At 34.6% G+C, this 26309-nt stretch carries 31 protein-coding genes; 17 read left to right on the top strand and 14 right to left on the bottom strand.

The features are described 5' to 3' along the window. Positions 1-80 precede the first annotated feature (80 nt). Entirely contained in the window at positions 81-1211 is a 1131-nt protein-coding gene (gene chrA, locus HHU12_RS10475) for a chromate efflux transporter (RefSeq protein WP_169656693.1), read from the bottom strand. A 365-nt stretch (positions 1212-1576) separates the two neighbouring features. After that, complete coding sequence (locus HHU12_RS10470; RefSeq protein ID WP_169656692.1) at positions 1577-2080, bottom strand: metallophosphoesterase family protein; 504 nt, start codon at positions 2078-2080, stop codon at positions 1577-1579. Between the two features lie 146 nt (positions 2081-2226). On the opposite strand from HHU12_RS10470, the gene HHU12_RS10465 reads away from it, so the two are divergent. Continuing rightward, complete coding sequence (locus HHU12_RS10465) at positions 2227-2841, top strand: DUF4251 domain-containing protein (protein WP_169656691.1); 615 nt, start codon at positions 2227-2229, stop codon at positions 2839-2841. Between the two features lie 279 nt (positions 2842-3120). Beyond that, positions 3121-3627 (top strand): YciE/YciF ferroxidase family protein, encoded by a 507-nt coding sequence (locus tag HHU12_RS10460; RefSeq protein WP_169656690.1) that lies wholly within the window; start codon positions 3121-3123, stop codon positions 3625-3627. Between the two features lie 11 nt (positions 3628-3638). On the opposite strand, the gene HHU12_RS10455 is transcribed toward HHU12_RS10460, so the two are convergent. After that, entirely contained in the window at positions 3639-4913 is a 1275-nt protein-coding gene (locus HHU12_RS10455; RefSeq protein ID WP_169656689.1) for an N-acetylmuramoyl-L-alanine amidase, read from the bottom strand. A 220-nt stretch (positions 4914-5133) separates the two neighbouring features. Between HHU12_RS10455 and tatC the strand changes: the two genes are divergently transcribed. Beyond that, positions 5134-5967: a twin-arginine translocase subunit TatC gene (gene tatC / locus HHU12_RS10450; protein WP_169656688.1), complete on the top strand. Its 834-nt coding sequence runs from the start codon at positions 5134-5136 to the stop codon at positions 5965-5967. A gap of 83 nt (positions 5968-6050) precedes the next feature. Here tatC and recR read toward each other — a convergent pair whose 3' ends face one another. Further along, on the bottom strand, positions 6051-6656 hold the full coding sequence (recR, locus tag HHU12_RS10445; RefSeq protein ID WP_169656687.1) for a recombination mediator RecR: 606 nt from the start codon (positions 6654-6656) through the stop codon (positions 6051-6053). A 25-nt stretch (positions 6657-6681) separates the two neighbouring features. Further along, positions 6682-6972, bottom strand: coding sequence for an ATP-dependent Clp protease adaptor ClpS (locus HHU12_RS10440; RefSeq protein WP_169656686.1), 291 nt, complete (start codon positions 6970-6972; stop codon positions 6682-6684). A 133-nt stretch (positions 6973-7105) separates the two neighbouring features. Here HHU12_RS10440 and HHU12_RS10435 point away from each other — a divergent pair, with 133 nt between their 5' ends. From HHU12_RS10435 to HHU12_RS10425, 3 genes are all read left to right on the top strand, one after another. Further along, a complete protein-coding gene (locus tag HHU12_RS10435; RefSeq protein WP_169656685.1) occupies positions 7106-8017 on the top strand; it encodes an SDR family oxidoreductase in 912 nt (303 codons plus the stop codon). Between the two features lie 231 nt (positions 8018-8248). Continuing rightward, positions 8249-9022, top strand: a complete 774-nt coding sequence (locus HHU12_RS10430) for a DUF6089 family protein (protein WP_169656684.1) — start codon at positions 8249-8251, stop codon at positions 9020-9022. A gap of 112 nt (positions 9023-9134) precedes the next feature. Continuing rightward, positions 9135-9854 (top strand): DUF6089 family protein, encoded by a 720-nt coding sequence (locus HHU12_RS10425; protein WP_169656683.1) that lies wholly within the window; start codon positions 9135-9137, stop codon positions 9852-9854. A gap of 67 nt (positions 9855-9921) precedes the next feature. Here the strand turns inward: HHU12_RS10425 and HHU12_RS10420 are convergent, their stop codons facing one another. Next, positions 9922-10500, bottom strand: coding sequence for an outer membrane beta-barrel protein (locus tag HHU12_RS10420; protein WP_169656682.1), 579 nt, complete (start codon positions 10498-10500; stop codon positions 9922-9924). A 173-nt stretch (positions 10501-10673) separates the two neighbouring features. Here HHU12_RS10420 and HHU12_RS10415 point away from each other — a divergent pair, with 173 nt between their 5' ends. The 3 genes from HHU12_RS10415 (at position 10674) to HHU12_RS10405 (ending at position 13395) form a co-directional block, all read left to right on the top strand. Then, a complete protein-coding gene (locus HHU12_RS10415; RefSeq protein ID WP_169656681.1) occupies positions 10674-11462 on the top strand; it encodes a S1/P1 nuclease in 789 nt (262 codons plus the stop codon). A gap of 80 nt (positions 11463-11542) precedes the next feature. Continuing rightward, positions 11543-12715, top strand: a complete 1173-nt coding sequence (locus tag HHU12_RS10410; protein ID WP_169656680.1) for an MFS transporter — start codon at positions 11543-11545, stop codon at positions 12713-12715. Continuing rightward, complete coding sequence (locus HHU12_RS10405) at positions 12715-13395, top strand: HAD family hydrolase (protein ID WP_169656679.1); 681 nt, start codon at positions 12715-12717, stop codon at positions 13393-13395. The genes HHU12_RS10410 and HHU12_RS10405 overlap by 1 nt, the downstream gene beginning before the upstream one ends. A 3-nt stretch (positions 13396-13398) precedes the next feature. Here HHU12_RS10405 and HHU12_RS10400 read toward each other — a convergent pair whose 3' ends face one another. Beyond that, positions 13399-14040, bottom strand: a complete 642-nt coding sequence (locus tag HHU12_RS10400; RefSeq protein WP_169656678.1) for a histidine phosphatase family protein — start codon at positions 14038-14040, stop codon at positions 13399-13401. Between the two features lie 148 nt (positions 14041-14188). On the opposite strand from HHU12_RS10400, the gene HHU12_RS10395 reads away from it, so the two are divergent. From HHU12_RS10395 to HHU12_RS10375, 5 genes are all read left to right on the top strand, one after another. Continuing rightward, positions 14189-14617, top strand: coding sequence for a hotdog fold thioesterase (locus tag HHU12_RS10395; protein ID WP_169656677.1), 429 nt, complete (start codon positions 14189-14191; stop codon positions 14615-14617). A gap of 129 nt (positions 14618-14746) precedes the next feature. After that, positions 14747-15259, top strand: a complete 513-nt coding sequence (locus HHU12_RS10390) for a hypothetical protein (protein WP_169656676.1) — start codon at positions 14747-14749, stop codon at positions 15257-15259. A 22-nt stretch (positions 15260-15281) separates the two neighbouring features. Further along, positions 15282-16472 (top strand): sensor histidine kinase, encoded by a 1191-nt coding sequence (locus tag HHU12_RS10385; RefSeq protein ID WP_317170466.1) that lies wholly within the window; start codon positions 15282-15284, stop codon positions 16470-16472. Positions 16473-17040: 568 nt separating this feature from the next. Then, on the top strand, positions 17041-17898 hold the full coding sequence (gene nadC, locus HHU12_RS10380; RefSeq protein ID WP_169656675.1) for a carboxylating nicotinate-nucleotide diphosphorylase: 858 nt from the start codon (positions 17041-17043) through the stop codon (positions 17896-17898). Between the two features lie 8 nt (positions 17899-17906). Continuing rightward, positions 17907-18452, top strand: a complete 546-nt coding sequence (locus tag HHU12_RS10375) for a hypothetical protein (RefSeq protein ID WP_169656674.1) — start codon at positions 17907-17909, stop codon at positions 18450-18452. A 36-nt stretch (positions 18453-18488) separates the two neighbouring features. Here HHU12_RS10375 and HHU12_RS10370 read toward each other — a convergent pair whose 3' ends face one another. Then, entirely contained in the window at positions 18489-19280 is a 792-nt protein-coding gene (locus HHU12_RS10370; RefSeq protein ID WP_169656673.1) for an alpha/beta fold hydrolase, read from the bottom strand. A gap of 63 nt (positions 19281-19343) precedes the next feature. On the opposite strand from HHU12_RS10370, the gene HHU12_RS10365 reads away from it, so the two are divergent. Further along, positions 19344-20258, top strand: a complete 915-nt coding sequence (locus HHU12_RS10365) for a MerR family transcriptional regulator (protein ID WP_169656672.1) — start codon at positions 19344-19346, stop codon at positions 20256-20258. Here the strand turns inward: HHU12_RS10365 and folB are convergent. Genes folB through HHU12_RS10340 form a run of 5 tightly spaced genes read right to left on the bottom strand, consistent with a single transcriptional unit; the run spans position 20235 to position 23500 of the window. Further along, positions 20235-20591 (bottom strand): dihydroneopterin aldolase, encoded by a 357-nt coding sequence (gene folB, locus HHU12_RS10360; protein ID WP_169656671.1) that lies wholly within the window; start codon positions 20589-20591, stop codon positions 20235-20237. The two genes, HHU12_RS10365 and folB, sit on opposite strands and share 24 nt — an antisense overlap. Positions 20592-20594: 3 nt before the next feature. Continuing rightward, complete coding sequence (locus HHU12_RS10355; RefSeq protein ID WP_169656670.1) at positions 20595-21242, bottom strand: DivIVA domain-containing protein; 648 nt, start codon at positions 21240-21242, stop codon at positions 20595-20597. 45 nt (positions 21243-21287) lie between these two features. Next, positions 21288-21509: a hypothetical protein gene (locus HHU12_RS10350; protein ID WP_169656669.1), complete on the bottom strand. Its 222-nt coding sequence runs from the start codon at positions 21507-21509 to the stop codon at positions 21288-21290. Between the two features lie 3 nt (positions 21510-21512). Beyond that, positions 21513-22013 (bottom strand): hypothetical protein, encoded by a 501-nt coding sequence (locus HHU12_RS10345; RefSeq protein ID WP_169656668.1) that lies wholly within the window; start codon positions 22011-22013, stop codon positions 21513-21515. Further along, positions 22010-23500, bottom strand: a complete 1491-nt coding sequence (locus HHU12_RS10340; protein ID WP_169656667.1) for a hypothetical protein — start codon at positions 23498-23500, stop codon at positions 22010-22012. Before HHU12_RS10340 ends, HHU12_RS10345 begins: the two co-directional genes overlap by 4 nt. A gap of 161 nt (positions 23501-23661) precedes the next feature. Here HHU12_RS10340 and HHU12_RS10335 point away from each other — a divergent pair, with 161 nt between their 5' ends. Next, entirely contained in the window at positions 23662-24546 is an 885-nt protein-coding gene (locus tag HHU12_RS10335) for a hypothetical protein (RefSeq protein WP_169656666.1), read from the top strand. 3 nt (positions 24547-24549) lie between these two features. Continuing rightward, a complete protein-coding gene (locus HHU12_RS10330) occupies positions 24550-25662 on the top strand; it encodes a S41 family peptidase (RefSeq protein WP_169656665.1) in 1113 nt (370 codons plus the stop codon). Positions 25663-25957: 295 nt separating this feature from the next. Here HHU12_RS10330 and HHU12_RS10325 read toward each other — a convergent pair. Next, the coding region (locus HHU12_RS10325) for a transposase (RefSeq protein ID WP_169656664.1) at positions 25958-26309 on the bottom strand (352 nt) is incomplete at its 5' end.

Below are 26309 nucleotides of genomic sequence, written 5' to 3'. Positions count from 1 at the left end.
AAAATATCAGTAACAAAAATCAAAAAGCCAATGAATTAAAAACATTGACCAAGATATTGAATTAAAAATGGGTTGTTAGTTTAAACTAACTCCAATGTGTACCCTAATAAACTACCTCCTAAAATGATCCACATGCTGTTCACTTTTTTGAATTTAAAAGTGATCATTATACTTAAAACAGCAATTAGAATACTTTGCCAACTATGAAGTGAAGTTATGGTCATTTCAAATAATACTTTTACCATAATTGCTACGGAAGCAATGTTGACAGCATCAAGAAAATATCCAACATGTTTGGAGTTTCTCAATTTAGGAATCAAAGGGTTTAATAGTAAAACCAGAATAAAAGAGGGGAGAAATATACCCAATGTAGCCATAATTGCCCCTTGTATACCTCCAAGTTGAAACCCAACAAAAGTGGCTGTAGAAAGTACAGGCCCTGGAGTAAATTGACCAATTGCAATTGCATCCATTAATTCCTGTCTAGTAAGCCATCCATTTCCAACAAGTTCAGTATCTAAATAGGCAAAAAGTACATATCCACTACCATATAATACAGCTCCAACTTTTAAGAAAGTAAGAAAAATTGTAGATGTGGAAACACCAGCTATCCCTTTTAGAGGTGCTGAAGTAAATAAGAGAGGCAACAAGGCATTTTTATTTATGCTATTACTGTTTTTGAAGCTGAAATAAAGAATACCCAAAATACCAGTACTTAATAATGCTATAATTTCATTCACACCCATAAGAGACGCGACTAATGTCAATGCACCTAAAATTCCTATTTCAATACTTTTTAAAGCTTTTTTGCCGAGCTTTAAAATTGCCCCCATGATAATAGCCAATACTGCAGGTTTGATTCCTACAATAAAAGGTGCAACGTTAGGTAGTTCGCCGTATTCAGTATAAAACCAGCCCAAAATACCGGTAATTACAACAGCCGGAAAAATAAAAGCTATTCCTCCTAGAACTAACCCCATGAACCCTGCTCTTTCATGCCCAACATGCATCGTCATTTCGGTCGAGTTTGGACCAGGGATTAAATTGGTGGCGCCAATTAGGTCTAGAAAATGCTCATTGCTCATCCATTTTCTTTTGTCAACAACTTCTTTTTCTAGCATAGCAATGTGTGCGGCGGGTCCACCAAAGGCAATACAACCCAAACGGAACATGACAGTAACAACTTCAAGTAGCTTTGATAAATTATTCATTTATAATAAAGATTGTGTTTGGTTATTTAGAGCATGTTTTAAACATGCTCTTAAGAATTAGGTTTTTGTACTCTTATAGTAGAGTGTTTTAATTTAATAATTCAAAGTACGTACAATTGAAGTGGTGTTTTGTGGTCTATTTGAAAATATAATAGTAAAAAAATAGGCATCGAGCACTTAAACCGCCCGATGCCTATCTGTGTCACGCTTTAGAAACTGATTTTTATTATAAAAAATATTTTCAGTTTGCTAGCATTATCTCATCTCATAACTTTCAAGAACAAATTAAGCGTATCATGAACACATACAGCGATGATGTAAGTGTTAATAAATATTGATTATTATCATTGTTTTGGTGTAAGTATCTAGAACTTAGCTCTTAAACCTAATTCTACCACTTTTAAATCTTTAGGTTTACCCTCATCTATTCTTAATCTGATCAAAGTTCTCATTCTATGAAAGCCATGTCTGCCTGCTGCACCAGGATTGATGTGTAATAATTTCCTTTCCTGATCAGGGATTACTTTTAATATATGAGAGTGGCCACATATAAAAAGATCGGGTTGTAGCTCCTTCAAGCGTTTTTTGAGTTTTGCAGTATATTTAGGAGGGTATCCACCTATATGTATTATGTATACCTTTACTCCATCTACTTCAAAAATTGCTTCCTCAGGATAAGTAGCCCTTAGGCTTCCATCATCTATATTTCCATAAACTGCTTTAGTAGGAGCAACTTTTTCTAGTTCATCCATCACATGTTGCTCTCCAATATCGCCAGCATGCCATATTTCATCACAGCCCTCTAAGTTTTTTAAAATATGCTCATCAATGTAGCTATGTGTGTCAGAAATGATTCCTATTTCTTTCATAATATTTTTATGTATTCAAAAGCCATCTATGTTCCTTCGAATTATTTCCATCTGTTAATAAAATTCAATCAAAATAACTTAAATACTATTCAATCGTTCAATTAACTATAAAAAATAATTTAGAAACCGAAAAAGCTGAAAATACTATGAAGAACTTAATTAAAATATTTATCGTTTCGATTTCTCTTATGTTAAGCTCAAATCTATTCGCACAGGACGCTTCATTTGATGAGCAACCTTTAACAAAACAAGAGTTGAGAGCTCAGAAAAGATTAGAGAAAAAGAAAGAAAGAGAACAAAAGAAATTAATCGCAAAACAATTAGAGCTTATTATTCACGAAAATGCCGTTCGTGGAATTGATAGTGCAAGTTTTGTTTTAGAAGCTACTCAAGTTTACGACAGATACGGAAACGTTGAAAACGTAAACAGCAATATCAACTTTGTGAAAGTAGTAGGAAATAAAGCCGTTTTCCAATTAGGATTCGATGGTGTAGTAGGGTTGAATGGTGTTGGTGGTATTACCATGGAAGGCACAATTTCAGGTTATGAAGTTGAAAAACTTGATAACGGTAGAGTAAATGTGAAATGTAATGTGCAAGGGCCAATTATGATGGCGAATATGAGTTTCACAATGGATGGTGAAGGAAATTTTGCCAATGTGAAAGTGAGAGCACAGACAGAAAATATTGAATTAAGTTTCAGAGGGCAAATTCAGCCTAACAATCATTCTAGCGTGTATGAGGGTATGAAACTATTCTAATGGTAAAAAATAAAGTTTAGATAATGATGACATAAAAAAAAGAGCAGTTTCTTTGAATCTGCTCTTTTTCGCTTCATTTCATTTCATTTCTTTTGTATAACAAATATAGGATTAACTTTCATTATCTCATGATGATTAGGAAATTATTTCTAGTGATTTTTGTCATTGAAACTGAATTTTGATGGAGTTATTTTAGGTGTGTGAATTACACTTATAGTGTAGTGACGTTGTGATTGTGAATTTAATTTATATTGTCAATCATCTTAAAACTAAATCATTATGAAACAATTTGAAGATTTAAGAGATTTATTTATTCATCAAATGAAAGATAGATATGATTCTGAGACACAGCAGATTGGTGTTTACCATGAGTTGGGTTTGAGAGTGAAGTCTGTGGGGCTGAAAAGAGTTTTGGCTATTTGTGAGAAAAGTGCACAGAAACATATCGACTTTTTGGATGAATTATTTACAGACCTTCATGAAAATCAAGTGGGAGATATTTGTGAATGCAGTTTGGGTATGATCAAGGAAATGAATAAAGTGTTAGAAAACACTTCAAATCATAATATTACAGACATAGCAATACTTTCAACCATCCGACAGTTACATTCCAATGACCTTACAGGCTATCAGAATATTTTGATGTATGCTGATCAGGTGCATGATGATGCGATATTGGATGTATTGAAGCAAATGCTGAAGAATGAAAAAGATCTTGACCAGCTTTTGGATGAAACCATGTTGAATCTAATTCAAAAAGAACACGTACTGGAAGTAGAAGTTTGAGTTTTCAAATACTATGGAAGTAATTGTTTATGGGGTTTCCTTGCTTGGTTTTCTAATACGGTAACTATAAAAGCATCAGGAAACCCTTTTTGTCTTACTGAACTCAATATTTTTTGTGCTTCCTCTTTAGAGTAAGTTTTCCCTACAAGCACTTGATATTTGTAGGCATTTTTTGATTCTTCGTCATAAAAAAGGAAAACAGGGTAGCCTAACACTTTAAATTCTCTTTTATTCAATTCCACATCATCAACACTTGACATGATTTGGATTCTATAGAAATGAAGGCTTGATAATTTTTCATTCTTTTTATCAGAAGTTGTTGAATCTTGCGGAGTTGCTGTATTTGCTACAGCAATTTGTGCTTCTTTTACTTCTACTTTTTTCTCAGGAACTGGAGTTGCAGTTTTAACTTTTGGAGCATCAAATCTTCTTACATATGCATCCTTAAAACCTTTTTTACGAATTGTTTTAGCAAGCTGATCAGCTACTTTTTTTTCATATTCCCTTCCGACTAAAAGTGCATACATTTTTCCTTCTTTATGAGGATCCACTTTCATTTTCAGGTTTCTAATTTTCTTTGATTTCAGATCAGCAGTCGGGTTTGAAGTAGATCCAATTTGTACTCTATAATAAGGGTATCTTTTATCATCAGCAGGTCTAGGTCTTTTATTTTCAAAATCACGAATAGCTCTGAACAAGGCCGATGCAATATAAGTTTGTCCTTTGCCTGAGTTTAAATAAGCTTCTTCTTTGGCATTACTCATAAAACCACATTCTACTAACACACCAGGCATTTCAGTATATTGAAGTACTTGTAAGTTGTGGCCTCTGTCATTACGGTCACGAATACCTCTACTTTTTCTTCCAGCTCTAATAAAATCTTGATCAATTTGTTTTGCTAGAGTATGGGAAGTGGGAAACTTTTTGCTTTGAATATGAATTTGAGTACCATGATAGCTTTTGTGTGCCAAGCTGTTACAATGTATACTTATAAAATAGTCGGCATTAACACTATTAGCATATTCTACTCTTTCATCGAGTGAAACAGTTCTATCCGTCTTTCGAGTATATTTTACTACTACGTTATTGACTCTTTCCTCTAAATAGCCTCCAAGTCTGAAAGCAATATCTAGATTAAGGTCAGATTCATGCTTGTAATAGCTTTTACTTCTAGGTTTACCCACATCAGTGCCACCATGACCGGGGTCAATCACAATAACGACTTTTCTGCCAAAACTATATTGTTTATAAGATTCACTTTGTCCAAAGACAGTAAAACTGAACAAGGTAAGGATGGAGACGAAGTTTAAAAAAAGATATTTATTGCGATTGGATAACATAAAAATTTTCTCCGGATATTAATATTTGAATATAAGTACTTACGAAATTACTCAGAATGCTTTAGTATTTACAAGTATTCTTATTTAGTTCTTTTAAATATTATGCGATTTCATTCAAAATGTCGAACTTTGAGCCCGAAATTTAAGTACGAACTCATACAAACGAATGGCAGATAATAACGAACAGCAGGAAATGTCATTCTTAGATCATTTAGAAGAGCTAAGATGGCACGTGTTGAGAGGGGTAGCATCAATTTTTATTTTCTCAGTAATTGCATTTGTAGCAAAATCTTTTGTTTTTAACGTCATCATTTTAGGACCGTCACGTTTAGATTTTCCTACCTATACATGGTTGTGTGAATTATCACATTATATGGATACGGATGCGTTGTGTATTCAAAGTCTGCCTTTTACGATCCAAAGTAGAACAATGACAGGTCAGTTTGCCATGCACATTATGTCTTCTATTGTGATCGGATTGATTTTCGCTTTCCCTTACACTTTCTGGGAAATATGGCGTTTTGTAAAGCCAGGATTATATCAAAATGAGCAGAATGCAACAACCGGAGCTACGTTTTTTGTGAGCTTATTATTTATCACAGGAGTATTATTTGGATATTATGTCGTATCTCCATTGGCCATCAATTTCCTTTCAAATTATCAAATTGATGAAAGTGTATTGAATGAGTTTGATATTTCTTCCTACATTTCCACCCTAGCCATGATTGTACTTTCTGGCGGTGTAATGTTCCAATTGCCGATGGTCGTTTACTTCTTGTCAAAATCTGACATGGTTACACCTGACAGTATGAAGGAATACAGAAGACATGCTATTGTAATCATTCTTATTGTATCAGCAATCATTACTCCTCCGGATCCAATTACGCAAATATTGATTGCAGGACCGATTGTATTCTTGTACGAAATAAGTATTTATATCTCTGCAAGAGTGTTGAAGAATAAACAAAAGAAAGCCAAAAAGGAACTTAGAAAAGTGTAGTACTTTTCATTAAGATTAGAAATAAAAATGAGCTGGATATTTTGAGAAAGATATCCAGTTTTTTGTTTTAGAGCTGTTATTACCTAGAGGGATGTTCTTTCAGAAATAGATCTGCCGAGTGTTAATTCATCTGCAAATTCTAAAGCTCCGCCTACAGGAATACCTCTAGCAATATTTGTCACTTTAAGGGAAGTGATATTCTCTAATTGTTGTCTAATAAAGAAAGCAGTTGTGTCGCCATCCAAACTTGCATTCAGAGCGAAAATAACTTCGTTGATGTCTTCTGAATGAACACGTTCAATGAGATGCTCAATAGTTAGATCCATTGGAGTGATACCTTGCAACGGTGAAATCACCCCATTTAGAACATGGTAAATTCCTTTGTAAGCACCTGTAGATTCAATGGCCAATACATCAGACATATTTTCAACAATACATAAAGTTGAAAAATCTCTTGATGGGTTGGAACAGACTCCACAGAGCTCATCATCGGAAATATTGTGGCATTTCTTACAATACTTTACATTTAATTTCAAAGAGGCGATAGAAGTGGCCAAATCTTTGGCAAACAGTTCATCTTCTTTCAAAATAAAAAGAGCCATTCTCAAAGCAGTCTTTTTCCCAATTCCGGGAAGTTTGGCAATTTCCTCTACGGCCTTTTCTAATGATTTTGAAGGTAAGTTAGGCACAGCTATCAGTATTGAAATGTAAAAATTATAAAATTTCGCAAGAAATTCCTCTGTCACACAATGCAGTTCGCATAGGTGTTAGTTCATCAAAAGTACCATTCTTTACGGCACACTTTCCATTATAATGTATAATCCAAGTACACTGTTCCGCTTGATGCGTAGTATGATCACAAATTTGAATCAAAGCATCAATTACAGTATCAAATGTATTTACATCGTCGTTGAAAACGACCAATTCTCTGTTAAGTTCAGAATCAACCAGGGTTTCCTCCAGCTCTTGAACTTCAGTATCACTTTGTGTTGAAAACTTAATCATATGAAAGTAAAAAGATTTGATACACAAAAATAGCAATCCTATCATTAATTAACTAATTGCCTCTTTAATAACATTCATTCTTTCAAATTAGTTTACGTAATTAGTGCAAATTCGACTTTAATTTATACAAAAAATGAGCAAAACAATTCTGATTACAGGAGCAAATGGATTATTAGGGCAACATCTTACCCAATTACTTACATCTCAAAATACTTACAATGTGATAGCTACGGGAAGAGGGGGAGATCGCTTAAAAGAAGAGGGTTATAAATATCTCACTATGGACATCACAGATGAAAAAATGGTGAGAGATGTGCTTCAAAATACGCAGCCTTCAATAATTTTTCATTGTGCGGCGATCTCAAAAGTTGAAAACTGTGAAGATGATCATGATGAGGCTGTCCGTCAGAATGTGACTGCAACTCAAACTTTACTTCAAGTGGGGAAAGAAAATGGATTAGAGCACTTCATTTATCTGTCTACAGATTTTGTCTTCGATGGTGAAAAAGGTTTATATGAAGAAGACGATCAAAGAAATCCACCCAATTTTTATGGGCAAACTAAATTGATGTCTGAGGATTTACTTCTCAAAGAAAAAGAAATCAAGATTGCGATTGTAAGAACTTGTTTGGTTTATGGACAAGTGAAAGACATGAGCAGAACTAATATTATGACTTGGGTGAAAGATAAATTGAGTAAAGGAGAAGCTATAAAGGTGGTCAATGATCAATATAGAACCCCTACCTATGCGGGTGATTTGGCAAATGGATGTGCTTTAATCGCCGCTCAAGGAGTTGAAGGTATATTTCATATTTCAGGCAAAGATTACCTGACTCCTTATGCAATTGCACTTCAAGTAGCAGAATATTTAAACCTTTCAGTCTCAAATATTTTACCTGTTACAGCATCCACATTTGTTGAGCATGGACGTCGCCCGCTAAAGACAGGTTTTACGAATAATAAAGCATATGATATACTAAATTATCAGCCAATTTCGTTTTATGATGGCATGAGAAAAGTATTAGGAGGTGATATGAATCGTTAAAATTAACTTAAAAAATATATTTGAAAATTGATTCAAAGCCTTATATTTGCTAATGTGTAAACTACTATGCCTAACGTTTTTATACATTAATCCAAACAAATGCTCTTCTAATTAGTGTGAACTGACTGTTTGGCATAAAACATGCAATGTTGTATAAGGTTGAAAAGTCTTTGGACATCTCTAATATTGAAATAGATTACTCTACCTTGAGTTATAAAAATATTTTTTAGAATGAAATTAAAAACTTCACTTCAAGCTGTTTTATTTTTGGTGCTTCTTTGTTTTGCTTATTCGGAGAGTTATTCTCAAGGATTAAAGAGTAGAGCAAGATTTACTTCAAAAAAGCGATACATAAGTTTTGGTGGTATGATTACCTCTGCCAATTTTATGGGTGATTTATCTCCTGCTAATAGCATGGGTAGTATTGACTGGGCACATACTAAATTCCAATTTGGTGGTTTTATCCAAAAAAGAATGACGCCTAGAGTTACAGCTCGTTTATCCTTAAATAATAACATCTTTTCAGGAAGTGATAAAGATGCCGGTAGAAATGCTGACAGAGGTTTAGAGTTTTCAACTTACGCTGTTCAATTGAATGCCATGGGCCTTGTAGATTTATTTCCCAATTCAGGGGTATTTTACAGAAGACCTAAAATTCCGATTCCATATGTTGGTCTTGGTTTTGGCTTTTTGTTCTCTACTGCCACTGTTTCTCAAAACCCGGAGCCGGGTTATCAAGGTTCGATTCTTACAGGCAAGAAAACTGTAAATACTCCTACCTATGTGATTCCAGTTGCGTTGGGTGTGAGGTATAAGCTGACATCCCATTTAGATATAGCATTTGAGGCTACCGCCAATTACACAGGATCAGATAAAATCGATGGAATTGATAATGATGTGAATTCAAGTCCTACTATTAATAGTATCAATGATGCTTTCTTAACATTAGGCTTTCAGTTGAATTATATTGTAGGTGGATCAATCAAGATGCCGAAATTCCGTTAAAGAATAAATAAATAAATTGAAAGTCCGTCAGGAAACTGAACGGACTTTTTTTGTAAACCTAATAATATGGAGAACTGCTACTAAATTCTAGATTTTTTAAATTAAACAGAGTATGAACAAGGAATTGAAATATTTTTTGATCTCCTGCTTCTTCGTCACTATCACTTTGATAAGTAATCATAAAGCTAATGCTCAATATTGGGTGTTGAGTGGTGGTGTTGGAACAGCTTTTTATTCCGGGGATGTGTCTCCTGTACCGCACCCTTCAGATTTTAGAGTAGGAGGTAAATTTTCAGCTAATTATAAAATCAAAAACCATTTTCTATGGAGAACAAGTTTAGATTTGGGGTGGTATACAGGTAATGATGCCCACTATGATAAGTCATTTCATCAGTCTAGAAATGCAAGTTTCGAGAATGTGATGGTGAATGTGGCAACAGGATTTGAATACAATTTTTTGAATTTCAGAGAGCATAAAAGAAAGATAGATAACTTTACGCCTTATTTCTTTATGCAGTTAGGAGTAGGGGCGTTTCCTATTTTAAACACTACCACAACAAGGGCTGATAATATCTATTACTCAGTTACCCTTCCTTTGGGTATTGGTTTTAAAAAGAGAATCACCTATTACCTTGATTTTGGTATGGAATTCAGTATAGTGAAACCTTTATGGAATGACAATACGGATTCGATTTTTAGAGGAGATATAACAGCACCAGACAGAGAACAAACAGTGTATCCAACTTGGAGAGATAATTATTATTTCTTAGGTTTTACACTTAGTTACCATATCTTTAATATTAACTGTCCTCAATACAAGGATAGAAGATAAAAAACGAAGACAAAAAATAAAGGCTATCAGTTAATGATAGCCTTTATTTTTTATGTTGAAGATTGGATTATCCTCCGAAGAAGTAACCAACACTTAAGATCCATTGAGTAGCTTTGATTGTTGGAGCATTAGTAACTTTTGATAAGTTTGCACCACTTTCATATTTCACGTCAACAGTAAGTTTTTTGATGTCAGCACCAATACCTGCTTGCCATCCCCAAGTGAAGTTATTAATATCAGCATCATCACCACTTTCAGGGAAATTAGATTGAGCTACAGCTCCACCAAATGCACGGCCACTAATTCCTAATAAACCAAACTTTAAACCTACAACGATTGGCACATCAAATCTATTGATATATTCACTATCTGATGATACACCTTGAATGTTGATTGTACCGCCAACTCTAGAGTATAAAGCTTCAATTTGAGCATAAATTGGTAATACAGGGATGTTAGTTCTGAACATACCACCAAGGTGCCATGAAGCTGTTCCTTCAGTTGTCCATGTTGAAGGTGCACCTTCTAAGTTATAAGATGATGCTCCAATACCACCTTTTACACCAAGGCTAAAAAGTCCATCTTGTGCTTGGGCTGTTGCACCGATAAGTAATAGACCAACAATTAGAGTTAAGATTTTTTTCATAATAAAAAAATGATAGAGTTATTTTTAAATACGCTTATAGATTAGACAATTAACATTAAATGATTGTCAATTTATTGGATAAAGTATTAACATCGATCAAAACACTTTGTTTGACATTGTGTACCCTTTATCTTGCGATCCAATTAGAACAAAAATTTAACCAATCATTTCAAATGCGTCGAAATCATTACACTTTATCACTGTTCCTGCTTTCCATTATTTTTCTTGCCAATACCTCTAATGTTTGGGCATGGGGACAAACAGGGCATAGAGCTGTAGCTCAAGTAGCTGAAAATCATTTATCCAAAAAAGCAAAGAAAGAACTGGAGATGATCTTGGGAGATTCTGCTTATCTTCCAATGGTATCTACTTGGATGGACGATATCAAATCAGATAAGAAGTATAGCTTTATGTATTCTTGGCATTACATCAATATTGATGAAGGAGAAACATTCGAAGAAATAGAAAGAAGCCCTAAGGGTGATATTGTGAAAGCAATTGAAGATATGACTGCTATCTTGGAAGATGAAAATGCTTCTATGAAGAAAAAAGGAATGGCAATCAAAGTATTGACTCATTTAATTGGAGATTTGCATCAGCCATTTCATGTGGGGCATAAATCAGATCTTGGAGGCAATAAAGTGAAAGTGACTTGGTTTGGAAAGCCATCCAATATTCACAGAGTCTGGGATTCTGAGATGTTGAAATCAAAAGAACTTTCATATTCGGAGGTAGCTTTATATGTTGATAGAACAACAAAAGAAGAAGTTGAAAAACTTCAGAGCGCTTCAACAGTTGATATGATGAATGAATCTTTTGAATTGGCCACAAAGTATTATGCTGAAGTGGGTGATGGCAAGTTAGGATACCGATATATGTATGATAACTATGCTGTTTTAGAAGAACGTATCAAAGTAGCAGGAATTCGTTTGGCAGGAATACTGAACAGGGTTTTCGCTTAAAAACAAACAATATGCTAGTTTGGGTACATTCTTTTTTTCATAGGATGTACCCTTTTTTAATGATAAACTTTATGATATAAATGACTCAAAATCAAAAAATATATACTCTTAACTTCTGGTTGCTCTGTAGTAGTTCACTGCTCTTTTTTACCAGTTTTAATATGATTATACCTGAGCTTCCGGATTATCTCACCTCATTGGGTGGGGAAGAATATAAAGGGTATATCATTTCTATATTCACGCTGTCTGCAGGGGTATCAAGACCTTTTAGTGGGAAATTAACCGACAGGGTAGGCCGTGTGCCTGTGATGGTTGTGGGAGTGGTAGTGAGTTGTGTTTGTACATTATTTTATCCTCTGATCGGAAGTGTTGCGGCTTTTCTATTGATTCGTTTTTTTCATGGTTTTAGTACAGGTTTTAAGCCTACAGGAACTTCTGCTTATTTAGCGGATATTGTTCCATTTGAAAGAAGAGGAGAAGCTTTGGGGATATTAGGTTTTTGTTCAAGTACTGGTATTGGGCTTGGGCCTATTATTGGAAGCTGGCTCGCTTTAGAAACAGATTTAGATACTATGTTCTATTGTGCTTCAGGTATTTCTTTACTGTCTATTTTAATTCTTTCTGGTTTAAAAGAAACCCTTGAAAACCCAGAAAGAGTGAGATGGGAGCATTTCAATATTAAGAAAAATGAAATTGTTGATAAAAACGCCTTGTCTCCATCAATAGTGATGCTGTTGTGTACTACATCTTATGGAGTGATTTTAACGTTGATTCCGGATTACAGTAAATCATTGGGAATAGAAAATAAAGGAATGTTTTTTATGTTTTTTACGGGAGCTTCCATGTTAGTGAGAGTTTTTGCGGGCAGACTTTCAGATCGTTATGGCCGATTGCCTGTATTGAAGTTCTCTACATTGATGCTAATGATTTCGTTGATCTGGATAGGTTTTGTTTCTTCTGATGTAGAACTTTACTTGGGTGCAATTGTACTAGGATTGGGAATAGGCACTAATTCGCCCACTCTTTATGCATGGACAATTGACAGAAGTAATCCATTACATAGAGGTAGAGCCATCGCAACAATGTATATCGCATTAGAAATAGGAATTGGATTAGGAGCACTGGGATCAGGTTATGTTTATGCCAATGAGATCTCACAGATTGGGTGGTCATTTATCTTGTCTGGAATCTTTTGTCTATTGGCCTTTTTATATATTACATTTGCACCATTAAGAGAGAAAAAATTAAACTAATGAGATTCGAATATTTATTTTCCGACTGTGATGGTGTCATCATAGACAGTGAAATTGTTGCAGCAAGAGTAATGGTAAAATATATCAATTCATTTGGGGTGCCAATGACAGTTGATGAATACCTGAGTAATTTTGCAGGACAAACTTTTAGCGGTATCATGAATAGACTATCCCAAAAACATGGTTTTAGTCTTCCTGATGATTTTATTACACAAATTACGGACAAGTATAAAGAGGCGGCAAAGACAGAGGATAAGCCAATAAAAGGTACTAAGGAAGCTTATGAGGCAATTGATCTTCCCAAAGCCATCATTTCTAATAGTTATAAAGAGCAAATAAATCACGCTGTTGATTTTACAGGGCTGAGAGGTGAATTTGGAAACAGAGTATATTCTGGAGTAGAAAGTGTGGATAATCCTAAACCTGCTCCTGATGTTTATCTATTTGCAGCAAAAGATTTGGGTGTAAGTCCAGAAAAAGTTATTGTGATTGAGGATAGTATAAGTGGTGTGAAATCAGGTTTAGCAGCGGGTATGTATGTTATTGGTTTTGTGGGGGCTTCTCATTTAAAAAGTGATCATGAGCATACCCTGAAAACATTAGGTGTTGAAAATGTTATTCAGGATATGTCAGATTTGCCTGCATTAATAGAGAGGTTAAATGCAGAAGTTGAGAAATAAGGTTTAGCTAACATGAATTTTTGTTTGGATTTTTTCTAAATGTCTGATGTCGTTGGCCTGTACAATTCTAAAAAGACCATTTTTATAAACTAAATGATATAACGCAAGATTAGAATGCTCATACTGATCCATTTTGCTTAAAGGCTCGTCCATTAAATGAGAAACCAATATTTTCATAGCACGGCCATGAGTACAGATCAATACATTTTCTTCTTTCGTGTTGGATAATATATGCTCCATCACTTTTTGTTGACGTTTTACAACATCATTAGGAGATTCAGCATCTTCCAGTTTATAATCATAATTACCACTCTGCCATTCATATAATAGCTTCATGTGGTTTTTATCATCCTGTTCTGTCAATTTACGACCTTCTTTTTCACCCCAGCTGATTTCGTTAAGCCCTTGATGAGCTTCAGTGGGAATACCAGTTTGTGTAAAAGGTAAAACAGTTTGATGTGTTCTTTTTAGATCAGAAGTATAAATCTTGTCAAAGGCGATTCGGTTATATTTTTTGAAAAAAGCTTCTGCTTGAAGCTTACCTAATTCATTAAGGTTGGAATCTATACTACTTCCTTGTACATATCCCTTTTTGTTGAAATCAGTCTCGCCATGCCTGATAATATAAATGTGTTTTGCATTCATAACTTAATTTAGATTTTTCTAATAAAATCATCTGATTAATGACTTAATGGTAAAACATATTTTAAATTGCTCCTTCAAAAGGAAGAGCGCCTTTCTTATTTTACGTAAAAAATGTTAGTTAAGTATAAAAAAAAATTACACTTCATGTATGTTTAACAGTAAATTTACAATAAAAAATCTTAATAACTTGAGAGACAATATGCTTGGACACCTTGATATTGAATTTATTCAAGTTGAAAATGGATTAATTAGTGCAAAAATGCCCGTTGATCAAAGAACGAAGCAACCAATGGGATTATTACATGGAGGTGCGTCCTTAGTGTTAGCAGAAACACTTGGTAGTGTAGGAGCACTTACTCATATTGATGACAACGAATTTGTGCCTGTAGGTCAAGAAATCAATGCTAACCATATAAAAAGTACAAGAAGTGGACATGTTATAGGAATAGCAAAACCTATTCATCTTGGAAAAACTTCTCATGTGTGGGAAATTAATATTGAAGACGAAGAGGGGAATCTGGTTTGTATTTCAAGAATGACAGTGGCGATATTGAAAAAAAAGAAAAAAAAAGTTTAGCTTGACGGCTGAAATCAATGTAATATTTGAACCAAAAAAAAGTGCAAATTTTGAACTTAAATAACATTTTCTAAGTTATTCTTTGTTTTACAAAATTTGTTTTTTATCACTTATAGAAGATTTAGTTTTATGGGAAATACCAAGATATGGATTGTAATACTTTTTATATTTATCTCTTTGGGGATAGTAGGAATACAATCAGGTTGGTTTGTGGATATTAAAGTGCAGGAGAAAAATAATGATGGTTGGGTATTGTCAGGAGTGGAGTATAATGGAAAACTAGATAGTAAGAATTTTTCTCAGCTTTATGATTCTATTGCCACTGAGGTAAAAGAGGGGAAACTGAAAGGGGAATTGGCAGCTTTGTTTTTTGAAAACCCCAACACTGATAAAAGTGTGAAGGTGATTGTGGGAGTTATCAATAATGAAAAACAGTCAGAAGGTTATACCTATTTCAATCAGAAACCTTATAAAGAAATATATTCTGAAATTTCATTGGGAGAACTTTTTACGCCTAATCCTCAAAATGTGATTGAAGTACTTTCTCAAAAAGCAACTACAGATTATCCAGAAGCACAGCGATTGTATTTGGAATATTACCCTGATCAGAAAAGTGTGATTCAATCTATAATTCTACAATAGTTTAACCTAATTCAACCAAAGAGTGAAAGCACAGATTTATTCAAATAGAGTAACATTAAAAGTATTAGTGATTAGTATTGGCTTGATCATAGGCCTGACCTCTTTGGTGTATACTGAATTGTTGGTGGATGAATTAAGACTTAGGGAATACGATCAAATTGATTTTTTTGCGAAAGTGCAAGCCAAATTGGCCTCTATGGGAGCAGAAGATAATGCAGATGTCACGTTTCTGTTGATGGAAGTAATTAAGGGGAATGACTTAATTCCAGTAATTCTTGCGGATGAAAATGGCATACCGATCTCTTCTAAAAATATAAAGATTCCTAAAGGCCTGAATGTGGCAGAACAGCAAGATTTTCTGATGAGGGAAATAGAGGATATGAAAAAAGATTATGAGCCCATCAGAATTGACTTTGCAAACGGTGAAATCCAATATATTTATTATGCAGACTCGAACCTGGTAAGTAATCTTAGATTTGCTCCTATTATACAGCTTTCTGTTTTAGGTATACTAGCATTGACGGCCTACTTGGTTTTTTCTACTTCAAGGAGGGCAGAACAGAATCAGGTTTGGGCAGGTTTGGCAAAAGAAACGGCGCATCAGCTGGGAACGCCTATTTCTTCTTTAGTGGCTTGGATTGAGTATTTCAAGACGGATGAAGATTTTGATCAATCCATTATTGAAGAGCTTCAGAAAGATGTCACTCGATTAGAAATGATCACACAGCGTTTTTCAAATATCGGTTCAGAACCTGTATTGAAGCCCGTGAACTTAGAGCCTTCCGTTAGAGGAGCTTTGGATTATATGTCTAAAAGGATTTCCAGTAAAGTGAAATTGGGTGTGCATTATGAAATAGACAGTCCAGTGGAAGTTAATGTGAGCTTGCCATTGTTTGAATGGGTAATTGAAAACTTGTGCCGAAATGCTGTGGATGCAATGAATGGCGTTGGAGAACTGAACGTTTACATCGGACTCACACAGCATAAAACGGGAGTACAGATAGATGTAAAGGATACAGGGAAAGGAATTCCGAAAAATAAGATCAGTAAAGTATTCAATCCTGGATACACCACTAAAAAACGTGGGTGGGGACTAGGACTGACACTTGTGAAGAGAATTATAGAAGAATACCATAAAGGCAGAATTTATATTCTTGAATCAGTTCCGGGAGAAGGAACAACATTTAGAATAGTGCTGCCTATTGTTGTTTGAAAAAGTAATTAACTTTTAGTCTGTCACTTACTGTTAATAATGGATTTTATGTTGTGAATTATCCTTTATTTTCTGACATTTGTATTGGGTCGGTCACATATTGGATTTTTCAACGTGAACTCATATAAGGTGTACTGATTTTTGAAGAGCAGGCCTCAACTTTACTTCGGTAAAGTCATTCTTAGAATGTTAACAGTGGAAGGTCGACATGTGTCAGGAAGCCTAATCTTGTTATAAAAGGAAGAATTCCAACCGGCCCTTTTTTAATACTTTAAAGCGATGCAATGCATGGCTTTTTTTGTTGTTCTAAACTAATAAGCAGTTATACAATCAAAATCGGAAATTTTAGATCTTCTTTTTTTGACAACTCAGCGTTAGAATTTCATCACATAGCTATGCTATGCTCTTCAATTCTGCCTTGATTAGTCAAAAAAATAATAATCTAATTTTTCCCAATTTTAAATGTTTAACTACTAAAACGATCAAGCTTTCTAAAGAAATCATTTTTTTCTTTTCTAAGGTGGATTATATCGTTGAACAATAAATTCAATTGATTACTTTTGTGTCCGTGAAACCGAAATATTTAACAGAAGAAGCCATCAATGCGTTTATAACGACTGCATTGAATGAGGATATAGGAGATGGAGATCACTCAACACTTTCAGCTGTACCGGCAGATGCGATAGAGTCAGCTCAAATGATCTTCAAAGACAATGGTGTTATTGCGGGAATTGAAATTTCTAAGCGAATTTTTCTTCATTTAGATCCCACAATGGAAATCGAAACTTTTGTAGAAGAGGGAGACCTTCTAAGCAAAGGGGATATTGTAATGAAAATTAAAGGCAATGCCCGTGCTATATTAATGGGTGAGCGATTGGCCTTAAACTGTGCACAGCGTATGAGTGGTATTGCAACACATACCCGCAGAGTTGTGGACTTAATAAAAGATGCTTCCACAAAAATTCTTGATACAAGAAAGACAACTCCTAATTTCCGTTTGATGGAAAAGTGGGCTGTGTTTATTGGTGGAGGACAAAATCACAGATTTGGTCTGTATGATATGGTGATGCTTAAGGATAATCATATTGATTATGCCGGAAGCATTGCAAAAGCAGTAAGTGAAACAAAAGCATACTTAAAGGCGAATAACAAAGACCTAAGAATAGAGGTGGAAACGCGTGATCTCGATGAAGTACGTCAGGCGATTGAAGCGGAAGTGGATGTGATCATGTTGGATAATATGGATATTCCTATGATGAAGGAAGCTGTAAGTATTATCAATGGCAAATCTGAAACTGAAGCGTCAGGAGGTGTTACAGAAGAGAAAGTTGCAGCAATTGCATCAACAGGTGTTGACTTTATATCGTTAGGTGCGTTGACACATTCAAGTTTAAGTAAAGATATCAGCCTTAAAGCTGTAAAATAAAGCATATTATGACAATTAAGACAAAAAAATACCAACTAGAATCGAATACTTATGTTAAGTTAGGTCTAATGGGAGTGATGAAAGAATTATGGTGGTTTTGGATTCTTCCAGTTGCTATCATTGTTATTCCTTCATTGATCTGGCCTTCATCAGTTTGGTGGATGGTTGGTTTATCCGTATTTATTTCCGTTTTATATATCTTATTCTGGTGGGCTCAGTTTATGGGAGCTACTCAGATGGAGCAAAGTAAAATGTTCTTTGAAAAGTTGTCATATGAGATTGACAGCCGTTTTATTATGATGAAGCGTAATGCCAAAGAAGGTATGCCAGTAAAATGGGAAATGGTAAAAAGCGTGAAAGTAACAAAAGAAGCTTTCATTTTGATGTTGGGTAATGATAATGTAGAGGCAAATAAAGTGCAGCGTTTCTTCGCTAAGCGTTTAGGTATGCCATTATACTTGCCTTTCTCAATCTTCCCTACTGAAGTAGCAAAAGGTTTTATGTTCAAATTGTTAGAACGTAAAGGATTGATTGAAGCACCTTCAGCAGAATAAGAAAGTTCTTTCAAAAATAAATGACCTCATGGAGTATTAATTCTGTGAGGTCTTTTTTTGAGCGATCCATTGTATTCCTTCCAAAAGTACCTGATAGTGGTTAGCATTAAAATAAATGATTTGCTGATCCGGTAGGTGTTTTGCTATTTTCTTGACTTTCTGCACTGTGATAATCTTATCATTCTTTCCTGCAATTAAATAAAGCTTTGTACTATTTTCAGAAATCATTGTGAGTAACTTTTTATTTTTCAGTATTGTACCTCTTAATGCAATCCAAGTATTAGCCACTTTTAGGCTTTCCTGTGGAGAACTTAAGCTTTTCGAAGCAAATTGGAATTGATTTTTTGTGATCAGTCTAACTTTTCTTATATAGGAGAGTGTATTGTGAATAACTTTTTGATTTTCCATCACAAACCTAAAAAAAGGAGCAATATAACTGTGAGTGACTACTGGAAATAATACATTTTTTGCAATGCCGTCAGGAGCAATCAAATAGATTTCCTGAAAAAGGTGTGGAGCCTGTCGGTAAAAAAAAGTAGCAAGCCGGGAACCAATTGAGTAACCAATGAGGTTAATTTCTTGAAATATATTTTTTTGTAAGTATATTTCAAGGTCATTCCAAAGTTGTATTATCGTATTGGCAGGGGTGCTACTACCATGAAAAGGCAAATCAATGCTTAGAATAGCATATTGTGGAAGCTTGTTTGATAAGATCTTGAAAATCTCAGCCCTTTGGCCAAAGCCATGAATACAAATCAAAAGGCGATTACTTTCGTTGTTGGAATTGAAGTAATGAAATGATGAGTTTTTAATGAAATGATCTTTCAAAAGTTAAAACAATTTTAATGACAAAATGTTATTGGAGTACTAATTTAGAATTTGTAAAGTAATATGAGTACTTACACGATAAAAGATTTAGAACACCTAACTGGAATCAAAGCACACACGTTAAGAATCTGGGAACAAAGATACAAAATCATAATTCCCAAAAGATCTGAAACCAACATACGTTACTACAACGACGACGATTTAAAGCTGATGTTGAACGTTTCATTGCTGAATTCTCATGGTATAAAAATCTCCAAAATAGCAAAGCTCACCCGCGAGCAGATCAGGGAAGAGGTATTCAATGTTTTAAGCACTAACGAAACTTACTCTGATCAGATTACACAGCTTACTTCTTCAATGCTGAATTTTGATGAATTGCAGTTTGAGAAAATAATTTCATCATCTATACTCAAGTATAGTTTTGAGGAAAGTATGATCAATATTATTATGCCTTTCCTGACAAGGATTGGTTTCTTATGGCAGATTGGTGCTATATCACCAGCACAGGAACATTTTATCTCTCATCTAATAAGACAAAAAATTATAGTTGCTTTAGATGCGATTGTATACAGAGATGATAAAGACCTGCCAAGATTCACACTCTTCTTACCTGAAGGTGAATTGCATGAAATTACGTTGCTTTTTGCTTCTTATATCATTAAATCAAGAGGTTTTAAAGTAACCTATCTAGGGCAATCGTTGCCAATGCAGGAATTGAAAGAGGTATACAAAACGACGCCTAGCGAATATATGTTAACGGTTTCGACTTCGCTTTTGAAAATTGGAAACCTACAAGACTATATTCTACAGCTGGGTAAAGAGTTTTCGGATACAAAAATCTTCCTTACGGGTAGACAGGTGATAGGAATGGATTATGAATTAACTGAAAATACTCAAATATTACCTAGTTTGCCGAGTTTTATCAGTTTGGTAGAAGGACTTTCTAAAAAGCAATCAATGAGTGATGCTAATGCTTGATGCGTGACAAATACCACCGATTGGAGGGTTGAACTTTTTGATTTTAACCCTTACTTGAAGTGCAGATTTAGGCCATTTTTTATAAATTTCATCTACAATTTTCTGTCCTAAATGTTCCAAAAGCTTACTTGAAACATTCATTACTTCTTTCACGATTTCATAAAGATCCATGTAATTGATAGTACCTTCAAGGTTATCAGTTTGTGCGGCGTCATCAAAATTAGTATCAACAAAAAGATCGACGCCGTATTTATTGCCTATTTTTTGTTCTTCCTCGAAAAAACCATGGTAGGCAAAAAATTCTAATCCCTCAAGTGCGATAGTATGTTTCATGAATTATTTATCAAGATTTAGATCATCAAAAAAGTTGGTGTCAAGTGAGTCATCAACAGTCACATTGTCCTGCATTTTCTTAGCATGTTCTTTCTGAACTTTAATAGCATCTTGGTCACTGTAAGCTAATTTCTTGATGGCTTTCAACCTTCTAGCTTCTCCCAATGTTTTTTCCGCCATTTCACTCAATGCTTCCAGAAGTTTATCAGAATAATTATCAATAGCCTGATAATCTCTTTTGATCATTTTAGTGTTTTTGCGCAACGTATCCATTTCATGCTGATACCTTTTCTGCACTTCCTCCATGGCTTTCTGTGCTCTATCTTCTGCTTCTTGAATGATTAGCTGTGCACGTTGCTGTGCGGTAGCTAGCATTGCATTGGTTTGTGATTTAGTATCATCAATTGCTTTTTTACGAGCATTTTCAGCATTATTGATACTGTCGATCATCTTGTTTTCTAGCTCCTCAAATTTTCGGAGTCTTTTTTTATTCTCTTCCAGTTGTTCCAGCATCATATCGTTCTGAGATTTCAGATCTTCAACTTCTTTGGCAACTTTATGCAAAATTCGACTCACATCTTTGGTGTCATAACCCCCAAAGATTTTCTTCTTTATATTGCTATTGATGATGTCGTTTGGTTCAATACTCATAATGATAGAACAATTCCGTGCACTTTTTTATTTGTTTCCCTTAAATTAGTCTTCATCGAGACATTTTTCCAAATTTTTCTCAATATCTTCCCAATAAGAAGTGTTAGTTTCTGGCACTGGAATCGGTTCCTCGCCAGTTTGTACTCTCCAATAATTAGAATTGTAAAGACATTTTTTCTGATATTCAGATAATTGGTTAAACTTGGCGTAATTAGTACTTTTTCCTTTTTGTGCCAACAGCTTTTGATATATTTCTTTACTTTTCATTTTCTAAAATCCTTTATTTTTTAAGCTTAATTCTTCAAACCCCACCTCAAAAATTCCTTCTTCAATCCAGAACCCCACAGCTTTCTGTTCATTAATAAAGCAGTAAATCACCTCACCGCTATACTGACTTTCTTGATCTCTATAAGAGAAACTAATATTCAGGAAATTTTGATGTAAAAAACCATGGCCTGATTGTATTTGGCCACTGATGCCTAAGTCCCATTTTGAAAGGTATTCCTCTTTATCCTCAATAGATAAATTTAGGTTGCCATTGTAAATACTATCTTTAGCCCATGTATTATGACCGCTTACGGCATAGTTTCCTTCAATAGACTTGACTTCTTGAAGTGCTTTAGGGAGTTCAATCGGTCCATGGAGTGAACAATAGGCGTGATAGAGCTCATGAAAACGTTCTTCAACATTATCTTTTGAAATTTGACTCTCCCAATAATGTATAGATGTTTGAGGTGTAAAAATACGTCTGAACCAATTTATTATTCTCATTCCGATGGCTGTCCAATGTTATAGGTAAATCCGAGGAATAAACTTAAAGTGTTTTCCCGTATTTCCATGGAGTTGTCTCTTTGTCCTTGCAAAACTATACGATCTTCTGGATAAAATTCTACAGGATTAGAAAAATTAGCAACTTGTTTTAAATTATTGCCTCTCGCAAAAGAATATTGTAATCCGGCAATGATATCCGTTTTGAAAATTTTGAATTGGGCACCACCCGTTACATGGTATTGATCCAAAGAAAAAGTGGTGATCTCAGCAGGGTATTTATTATCTCCTCCCCCTGTATAAGGAGTAAATGTGAAGTCTGTTCTGAATCCTCCAATTACTTCAATATTCTCATTGACACTGCCTCTCATACCAATAGCCACATTTGTTACGTCCCTGTGTTGTGCTTTATAATCAAGCCAATTTTCTGTTCTAAAGCCGATAATATTGTTGGTCACAAATGCAGAAGGAGGTTGGTCTGTGATCAGGTTATATCTTTTTATAGGAGCAAAATATTCAGCAGTAAAATAGAGAGAAGATTTCTTTCTGAAATATGTAGCCCCAAAAGCAATACTTAAAGGTTCTTTAAAACGAGTTTCTAATTCGTCTTGCTGTTCGGTGGCCAACATATTGGGAAGCGGTAGACCTAGATTGCTATTGATATTTTGTACGCTCACTTCTCTGTATACTTTGGAAGTTCCGGCATAAGCGAGGGTGGGAGTAGTGATATTAAGCCCTAAGTTGAGGTTTTTGACTGAATATTTGAATCCCATTTTAAACACAAACCTAGAGGTATACCCTTTTATATTCTGAACATTTTTAAACCTCGCAATATAAAAATCTTCAGAATTACCAATGCCTCCACTTTCCAGGTTATAGGCTTTTGTTTCAATATTATAATCATAATTGATGACAGCGTAGGAATGAAAAGCGCTCAATCCGAAACTGAATTTTTCAGAATATTTTTTCGCCATCCCAATTCCGAGCCAGTAATCTTCATATTCCATACGATAATAAAAATCTCCAATATACTCTTCATTCCCAGGAAGAGATTTAATAACGTTGATCTGTTGTGTTGTTCTGTTTCTTATTTCAGAATAGACATTGTCACGGGTGAAACTAGCGAGTTCTATACTAGTTTTCGTCCAGTTTTTAGGTCTTAATAAAAATGCGACAAACCTTGGTTGTACTTTAAAATCCCAATCAGAATAATCTTGTCCACCACCGAGGGCATCATCATACCTATATATATAGGTACTGAAAATATTAGCAGAGATAGAGAATTTTTTATAATCAATGTCTGCAATTTGAGAAGGATTATAAAAAATAGCTGCAATACCACTACCGCCACCAACTACAGCACCAGAAAGCAAACTTGCATCAGTGTTAAAACTATTGCTCCAATATCTACCTGTTTGTCCTAGTGAGGGGAATGAAAAAAGCAAAATAAGGAAGGTAACAAAGAGCTTTTGAGTATGTAAACGCGTCATAAAAAATGAATGCTTTTAAGTACAGATTGTAAGAGGGAAAACTATTTTTCAAAATTAAAATTAAGTATAAATGATGAATATTTTATTTTTTAAATATGAAAAAGGTTCACTAACTTCATAAGAAGTAAAACTTATCTATCTAGTCATCTAAATCAATCAAAATGAGTCTAAGCAAAAGCTTACGAATACTAAGCGTCTTTTTGCTCTCTTATTTTATTTTTTCTAACGCTTATGGACAAACAGATTCATTGAGCGATACCCGAAAATATAGAGAACAATTTATCTACTTTGGTACCAATATTAGTCCTTCGTCAAAGTCAAGAGATGCTGCTTTTTCACCATTGCTGTATGACGGTCCCGGAATCGGTGGGGGCGGAGGTTTTGTTACCCGAAACAACAATTTTGAATTTCTAATTGACGGAAGTTTTATTTTTGGTCTAATGAGTACCAAACTAGCAGGGAGTACTGATACAGGAGGAAATATTTATTACTCTGTTCCGGCACATGCTCATGCGTTATGGACGGTCAACCCCGTATTTAAAAGCACGCCTAATGCTTTTTTAAGAGTAGGTGGAGCAGTGGATTTCAGTGGTAACTTCCGTGGTAATTTCTCTTACACGAATTCGGCTTTAAATTTTGAATATATCTCAGGTATAGGTCCAGGAGCTCAAGTAGGTTGGGATGTACATATAAATAAAACTGGTAAGTTCTTCAGAAAAAAAGACAGAGATCTGACTTTTTTATGGACGGTTTCCCTTCCTTTAATGGGAACGTATATGCGACCAAGCTACAATACAATCAGTGATTTTACGACAGGTGCAAATTTCATTTCCGGAGGAGGACAGCAAAACTTTGCTTTTATTGGAAATCTAGTGCAATTCAATTCGAGATTGGAGATGTATTATAGGTTGCACAATAAAAATGCTTTCAGATTATTTTATGAATGGAAATACTTTGCGGTAAATGAAGGGAGTAGTGGAAATTCGAAAGGAGCTTACCATCAGATTGGGATAGCATTTATGTTTAATGTCACAGGAAATAAATAAGAAATGAAAACAAATCAATTTAAAACAACAGTCTTAAGTGTTTTTGTAGCCGTTTTTTTATTTGGCTGTGAAAATCTCTTTATAGAAAAAGATCCGGGAAGTAATCACAGAGAATCATTTGAATATTTGTGGAATAAAGTGAATGAGCAATATTCTTATCTTGAATTGAAAAATATAGATTGGGATAGTGTTTATACAGTTTATAATGCACAGGTGAAAGATGAGATGTATCAGGAAGAATTTTTCAGTCTGATGTTTGATATGCTGAAAACGCTAGAAGATGGTCATGTTAATTTATACTCCCCTTTCAGTGTTTCCAGGTATCCAGAATTGGCGGTTCCTGATTCTAATTATAGTACACGTATTGTTAGAAGCACTTATTTGAGTGAGCAATATCTGATCACAGGCCCTCTACAGCATGATTTGATTCATAAGATTAATGATGCTGGAGAGAAAGTAATTGATACACTGCATGTCAATGGCAACGAAAATGATGTGAAAGGAATAGGTTATGTAAGGTATAGCAGCTTTGTGTCATTGATTTCCAATTATGATATTGACTATGTAATATCGAGATATGGAGCAATAACGCAAGGTTTGATTATAGATGTGAGAAGTAATGGAGGTGGATCACCTTTGAATATATTTCAGTTGTGTGAAAGATTTATTCCTGCTGATGCTGGAGAAACGATACTTTATTATAGTAGAAATAAAGTAGGGCCTGGAGCTAATGATTTCGATGAATGGACACCTGCAAAAGTTTCTCCTTCAGGACTTTATTATCCGGGAAGAATCGTAATTTTGACTGATAGAAGTTGTTACAGTGCTACCTCTTATTTTGCAACAGCAATGAAAGCCGTTCAAAAATTGAGAGATGTGAAAATTATAGGTGTTCCAACAGGTGGAGGTTTAGGGGCTCCAAGAGGAGGGCAGTTGCCAAATGGATGGTATTATAGAATGTCTGTTACTCAAACAAGGTCTGTAGATGGTGATCTGGACTTTGAATTGGGAGTGCCGCCAGACATATATGTCACTCAGAAACCTTCTGATACTCAGAAAAATATTGATACAATTTTAGAAGCTGCAATTGACGAAATTAAATACGGTGATTGGTAGTCGTATTACAATTTGTTATACGGAATTAATCTTTTTTGTAGAAAATAAAATAAAAATCATTTTTTCTGTAACTTTTTCGTTCACATACCGTTAATATAAACGCGAATAATACTAAAGATAAGCTGTCTAACGACAGAGGACGATTAATCCAATCACGAAAAAAGCACAACATGTTTTTGTATGTTGTGCTTTTTTGTGTTTAAAGCGGAATAAATTGAGTTAAGAGTTAAGAGTTAAGAGTTAAGAGTTAAGAGTTAAGAGTTAAGAGGGATCACCTTCAAAAAGTGGGCACAGGTTAACCAAATACCTTTGAAATTCTGAACAGGAAAAACTTTAAATCTGTAACGCCTCGGAATTCTCTTCTAAAATCTTTTATCCTAGAATTAAAAGATTCAGCATAGGCATTAGTAGCTCTACTATTGAAGTAATTTGTGATTTTGTCAGAAAAGTAGGTGAATGTATTCATGATTGTTTGAAAGGATTTAAAACCACTTTCTTCTACATCGTTGTACCATCTAGCTAGTTTCAAATTTGCGACTGATTTTGTGATGTCCTGTTCAAAAATAGATCTCAAATGCATGGATAGTTTGTAAGCCTTGTGAATCTTTGGAAACCTGTCAAACAATAGCTCAGCTCTTTGTTTTTGT

The sequence above is a fragment of the Flammeovirga aprica JL-4 genome (genome assembly GCF_012844305.1).
GTDB classification, from domain to species: Bacteria; Bacteroidota; Bacteroidia; order Cytophagales; family Flammeovirgaceae; genus Flammeovirga; species Flammeovirga aprica.
Note: the sequence above shows the minus strand (reverse complement) of the source record. Positions and strands in the feature narration are given on the sequence as shown.

What these genes read in the sequence shown, in the direction of transcription:
- HHU12_RS10440 (WP_169656686.1), bottom strand. Translation starts at nt 6,972, where the DNA reads ATGATTAAGTTTTCAACACAAAGTGATACTGAAGTTCAAGAGCTGGAG.
- HHU12_RS10425 (WP_169656683.1), top strand. Translation starts at nt 9,135, where the DNA reads ATGAACAAGGAATTGAAATATTTTTTGATCTCCTGCTTCTTCGTCACT.
- HHU12_RS10355 (WP_169656670.1), bottom strand. Translation starts at nt 21,242, where the DNA reads ATGAGTATTGAACCAAACGACATCATCAATAGCAATATAAAGAAGAAA.
- HHU12_RS10395 (WP_169656677.1), top strand. Translation starts at nt 14,189, where the DNA reads ATGTTTAACAGTAAATTTACAATAAAAAATCTTAATAACTTGAGAGAC.
- HHU12_RS10350 (WP_169656669.1), bottom strand. Translation starts at nt 21,509, where the DNA reads ATGAAAAGTAAAGAAATATATCAAAAGCTGTTGGCACAAAAAGGAAAA.
- HHU12_RS10345 (WP_169656668.1), bottom strand. Translation starts at nt 22,013, where the DNA reads ATGAGAATAATAAATTGGTTCAGACGTATTTTTACACCTCAAACATCT.
- HHU12_RS10375 (WP_169656674.1), top strand. Translation starts at nt 17,907, where the DNA reads ATGACAATTAAGACAAAAAAATACCAACTAGAATCGAATACTTATGTT.
- HHU12_RS10415 (WP_169656681.1), top strand. Translation starts at nt 10,674, where the DNA reads ATGCGTCGAAATCATTACACTTTATCACTGTTCCTGCTTTCCATTATT.
- HHU12_RS10430 (WP_169656684.1), top strand. Translation starts at nt 8,249, where the DNA reads ATGAAATTAAAAACTTCACTTCAAGCTGTTTTATTTTTGGTGCTTCTT.
- HHU12_RS10460 (WP_169656690.1), top strand. Translation starts at nt 3,121, where the DNA reads ATGAAACAATTTGAAGATTTAAGAGATTTATTTATTCATCAAATGAAA.
- chrA (WP_169656693.1), bottom strand. Translation starts at nt 1,211, where the DNA reads ATGAATAATTTATCAAAGCTACTTGAAGTTGTTACTGTCATGTTCCGT.
- HHU12_RS10410 (WP_169656680.1), top strand. Translation starts at nt 11,543, where the DNA reads ATGACTCAAAATCAAAAAATATATACTCTTAACTTCTGGTTGCTCTGT.
- HHU12_RS10420 (WP_169656682.1), bottom strand. Translation starts at nt 10,500, where the DNA reads ATGAAAAAAATCTTAACTCTAATTGTTGGTCTATTACTTATCGGTGCA.
- folB (WP_169656671.1), bottom strand. Translation starts at nt 20,591, where the DNA reads ATGAAACATACTATCGCACTTGAGGGATTAGAATTTTTTGCCTACCAT.
- HHU12_RS10405 (WP_169656679.1), top strand. Translation starts at nt 12,715, where the DNA reads ATGAGATTCGAATATTTATTTTCCGACTGTGATGGTGTCATCATAGAC.
- HHU12_RS10365 (WP_169656672.1), top strand. Translation starts at nt 19,344, where the DNA reads ATGAGTACTTACACGATAAAAGATTTAGAACACCTAACTGGAATCAAA.
- HHU12_RS10330 (WP_169656665.1), top strand. Translation starts at nt 24,550, where the DNA reads ATGAAAACAAATCAATTTAAAACAACAGTCTTAAGTGTTTTTGTAGCC.
- HHU12_RS10400 (WP_169656678.1), bottom strand. Translation starts at nt 14,040, where the DNA reads ATGAATGCAAAACACATTTATATTATCAGGCATGGCGAGACTGATTTC.
- HHU12_RS10465 (WP_169656691.1), top strand. Translation starts at nt 2,227, where the DNA reads ATGAAGAACTTAATTAAAATATTTATCGTTTCGATTTCTCTTATGTTA.
- HHU12_RS10470 (WP_169656692.1), bottom strand. Translation starts at nt 2,080, where the DNA reads ATGAAAGAAATAGGAATCATTTCTGACACACATAGCTACATTGATGAG.
- HHU12_RS10335 (WP_169656666.1), top strand. Translation starts at nt 23,662, where the DNA reads ATGAGTCTAAGCAAAAGCTTACGAATACTAAGCGTCTTTTTGCTCTCT.
- HHU12_RS10340 (WP_169656667.1), bottom strand. Translation starts at nt 23,500, where the DNA reads ATGACGCGTTTACATACTCAAAAGCTCTTTGTTACCTTCCTTATTTTG.
- HHU12_RS10390 (WP_169656676.1), top strand. Translation starts at nt 14,747, where the DNA reads ATGGGAAATACCAAGATATGGATTGTAATACTTTTTATATTTATCTCT.
- tatC (WP_169656688.1), top strand. Translation starts at nt 5,134, where the DNA reads ATGGCAGATAATAACGAACAGCAGGAAATGTCATTCTTAGATCATTTA.
- HHU12_RS10435 (WP_169656685.1), top strand. Translation starts at nt 7,106, where the DNA reads ATGAGCAAAACAATTCTGATTACAGGAGCAAATGGATTATTAGGGCAA.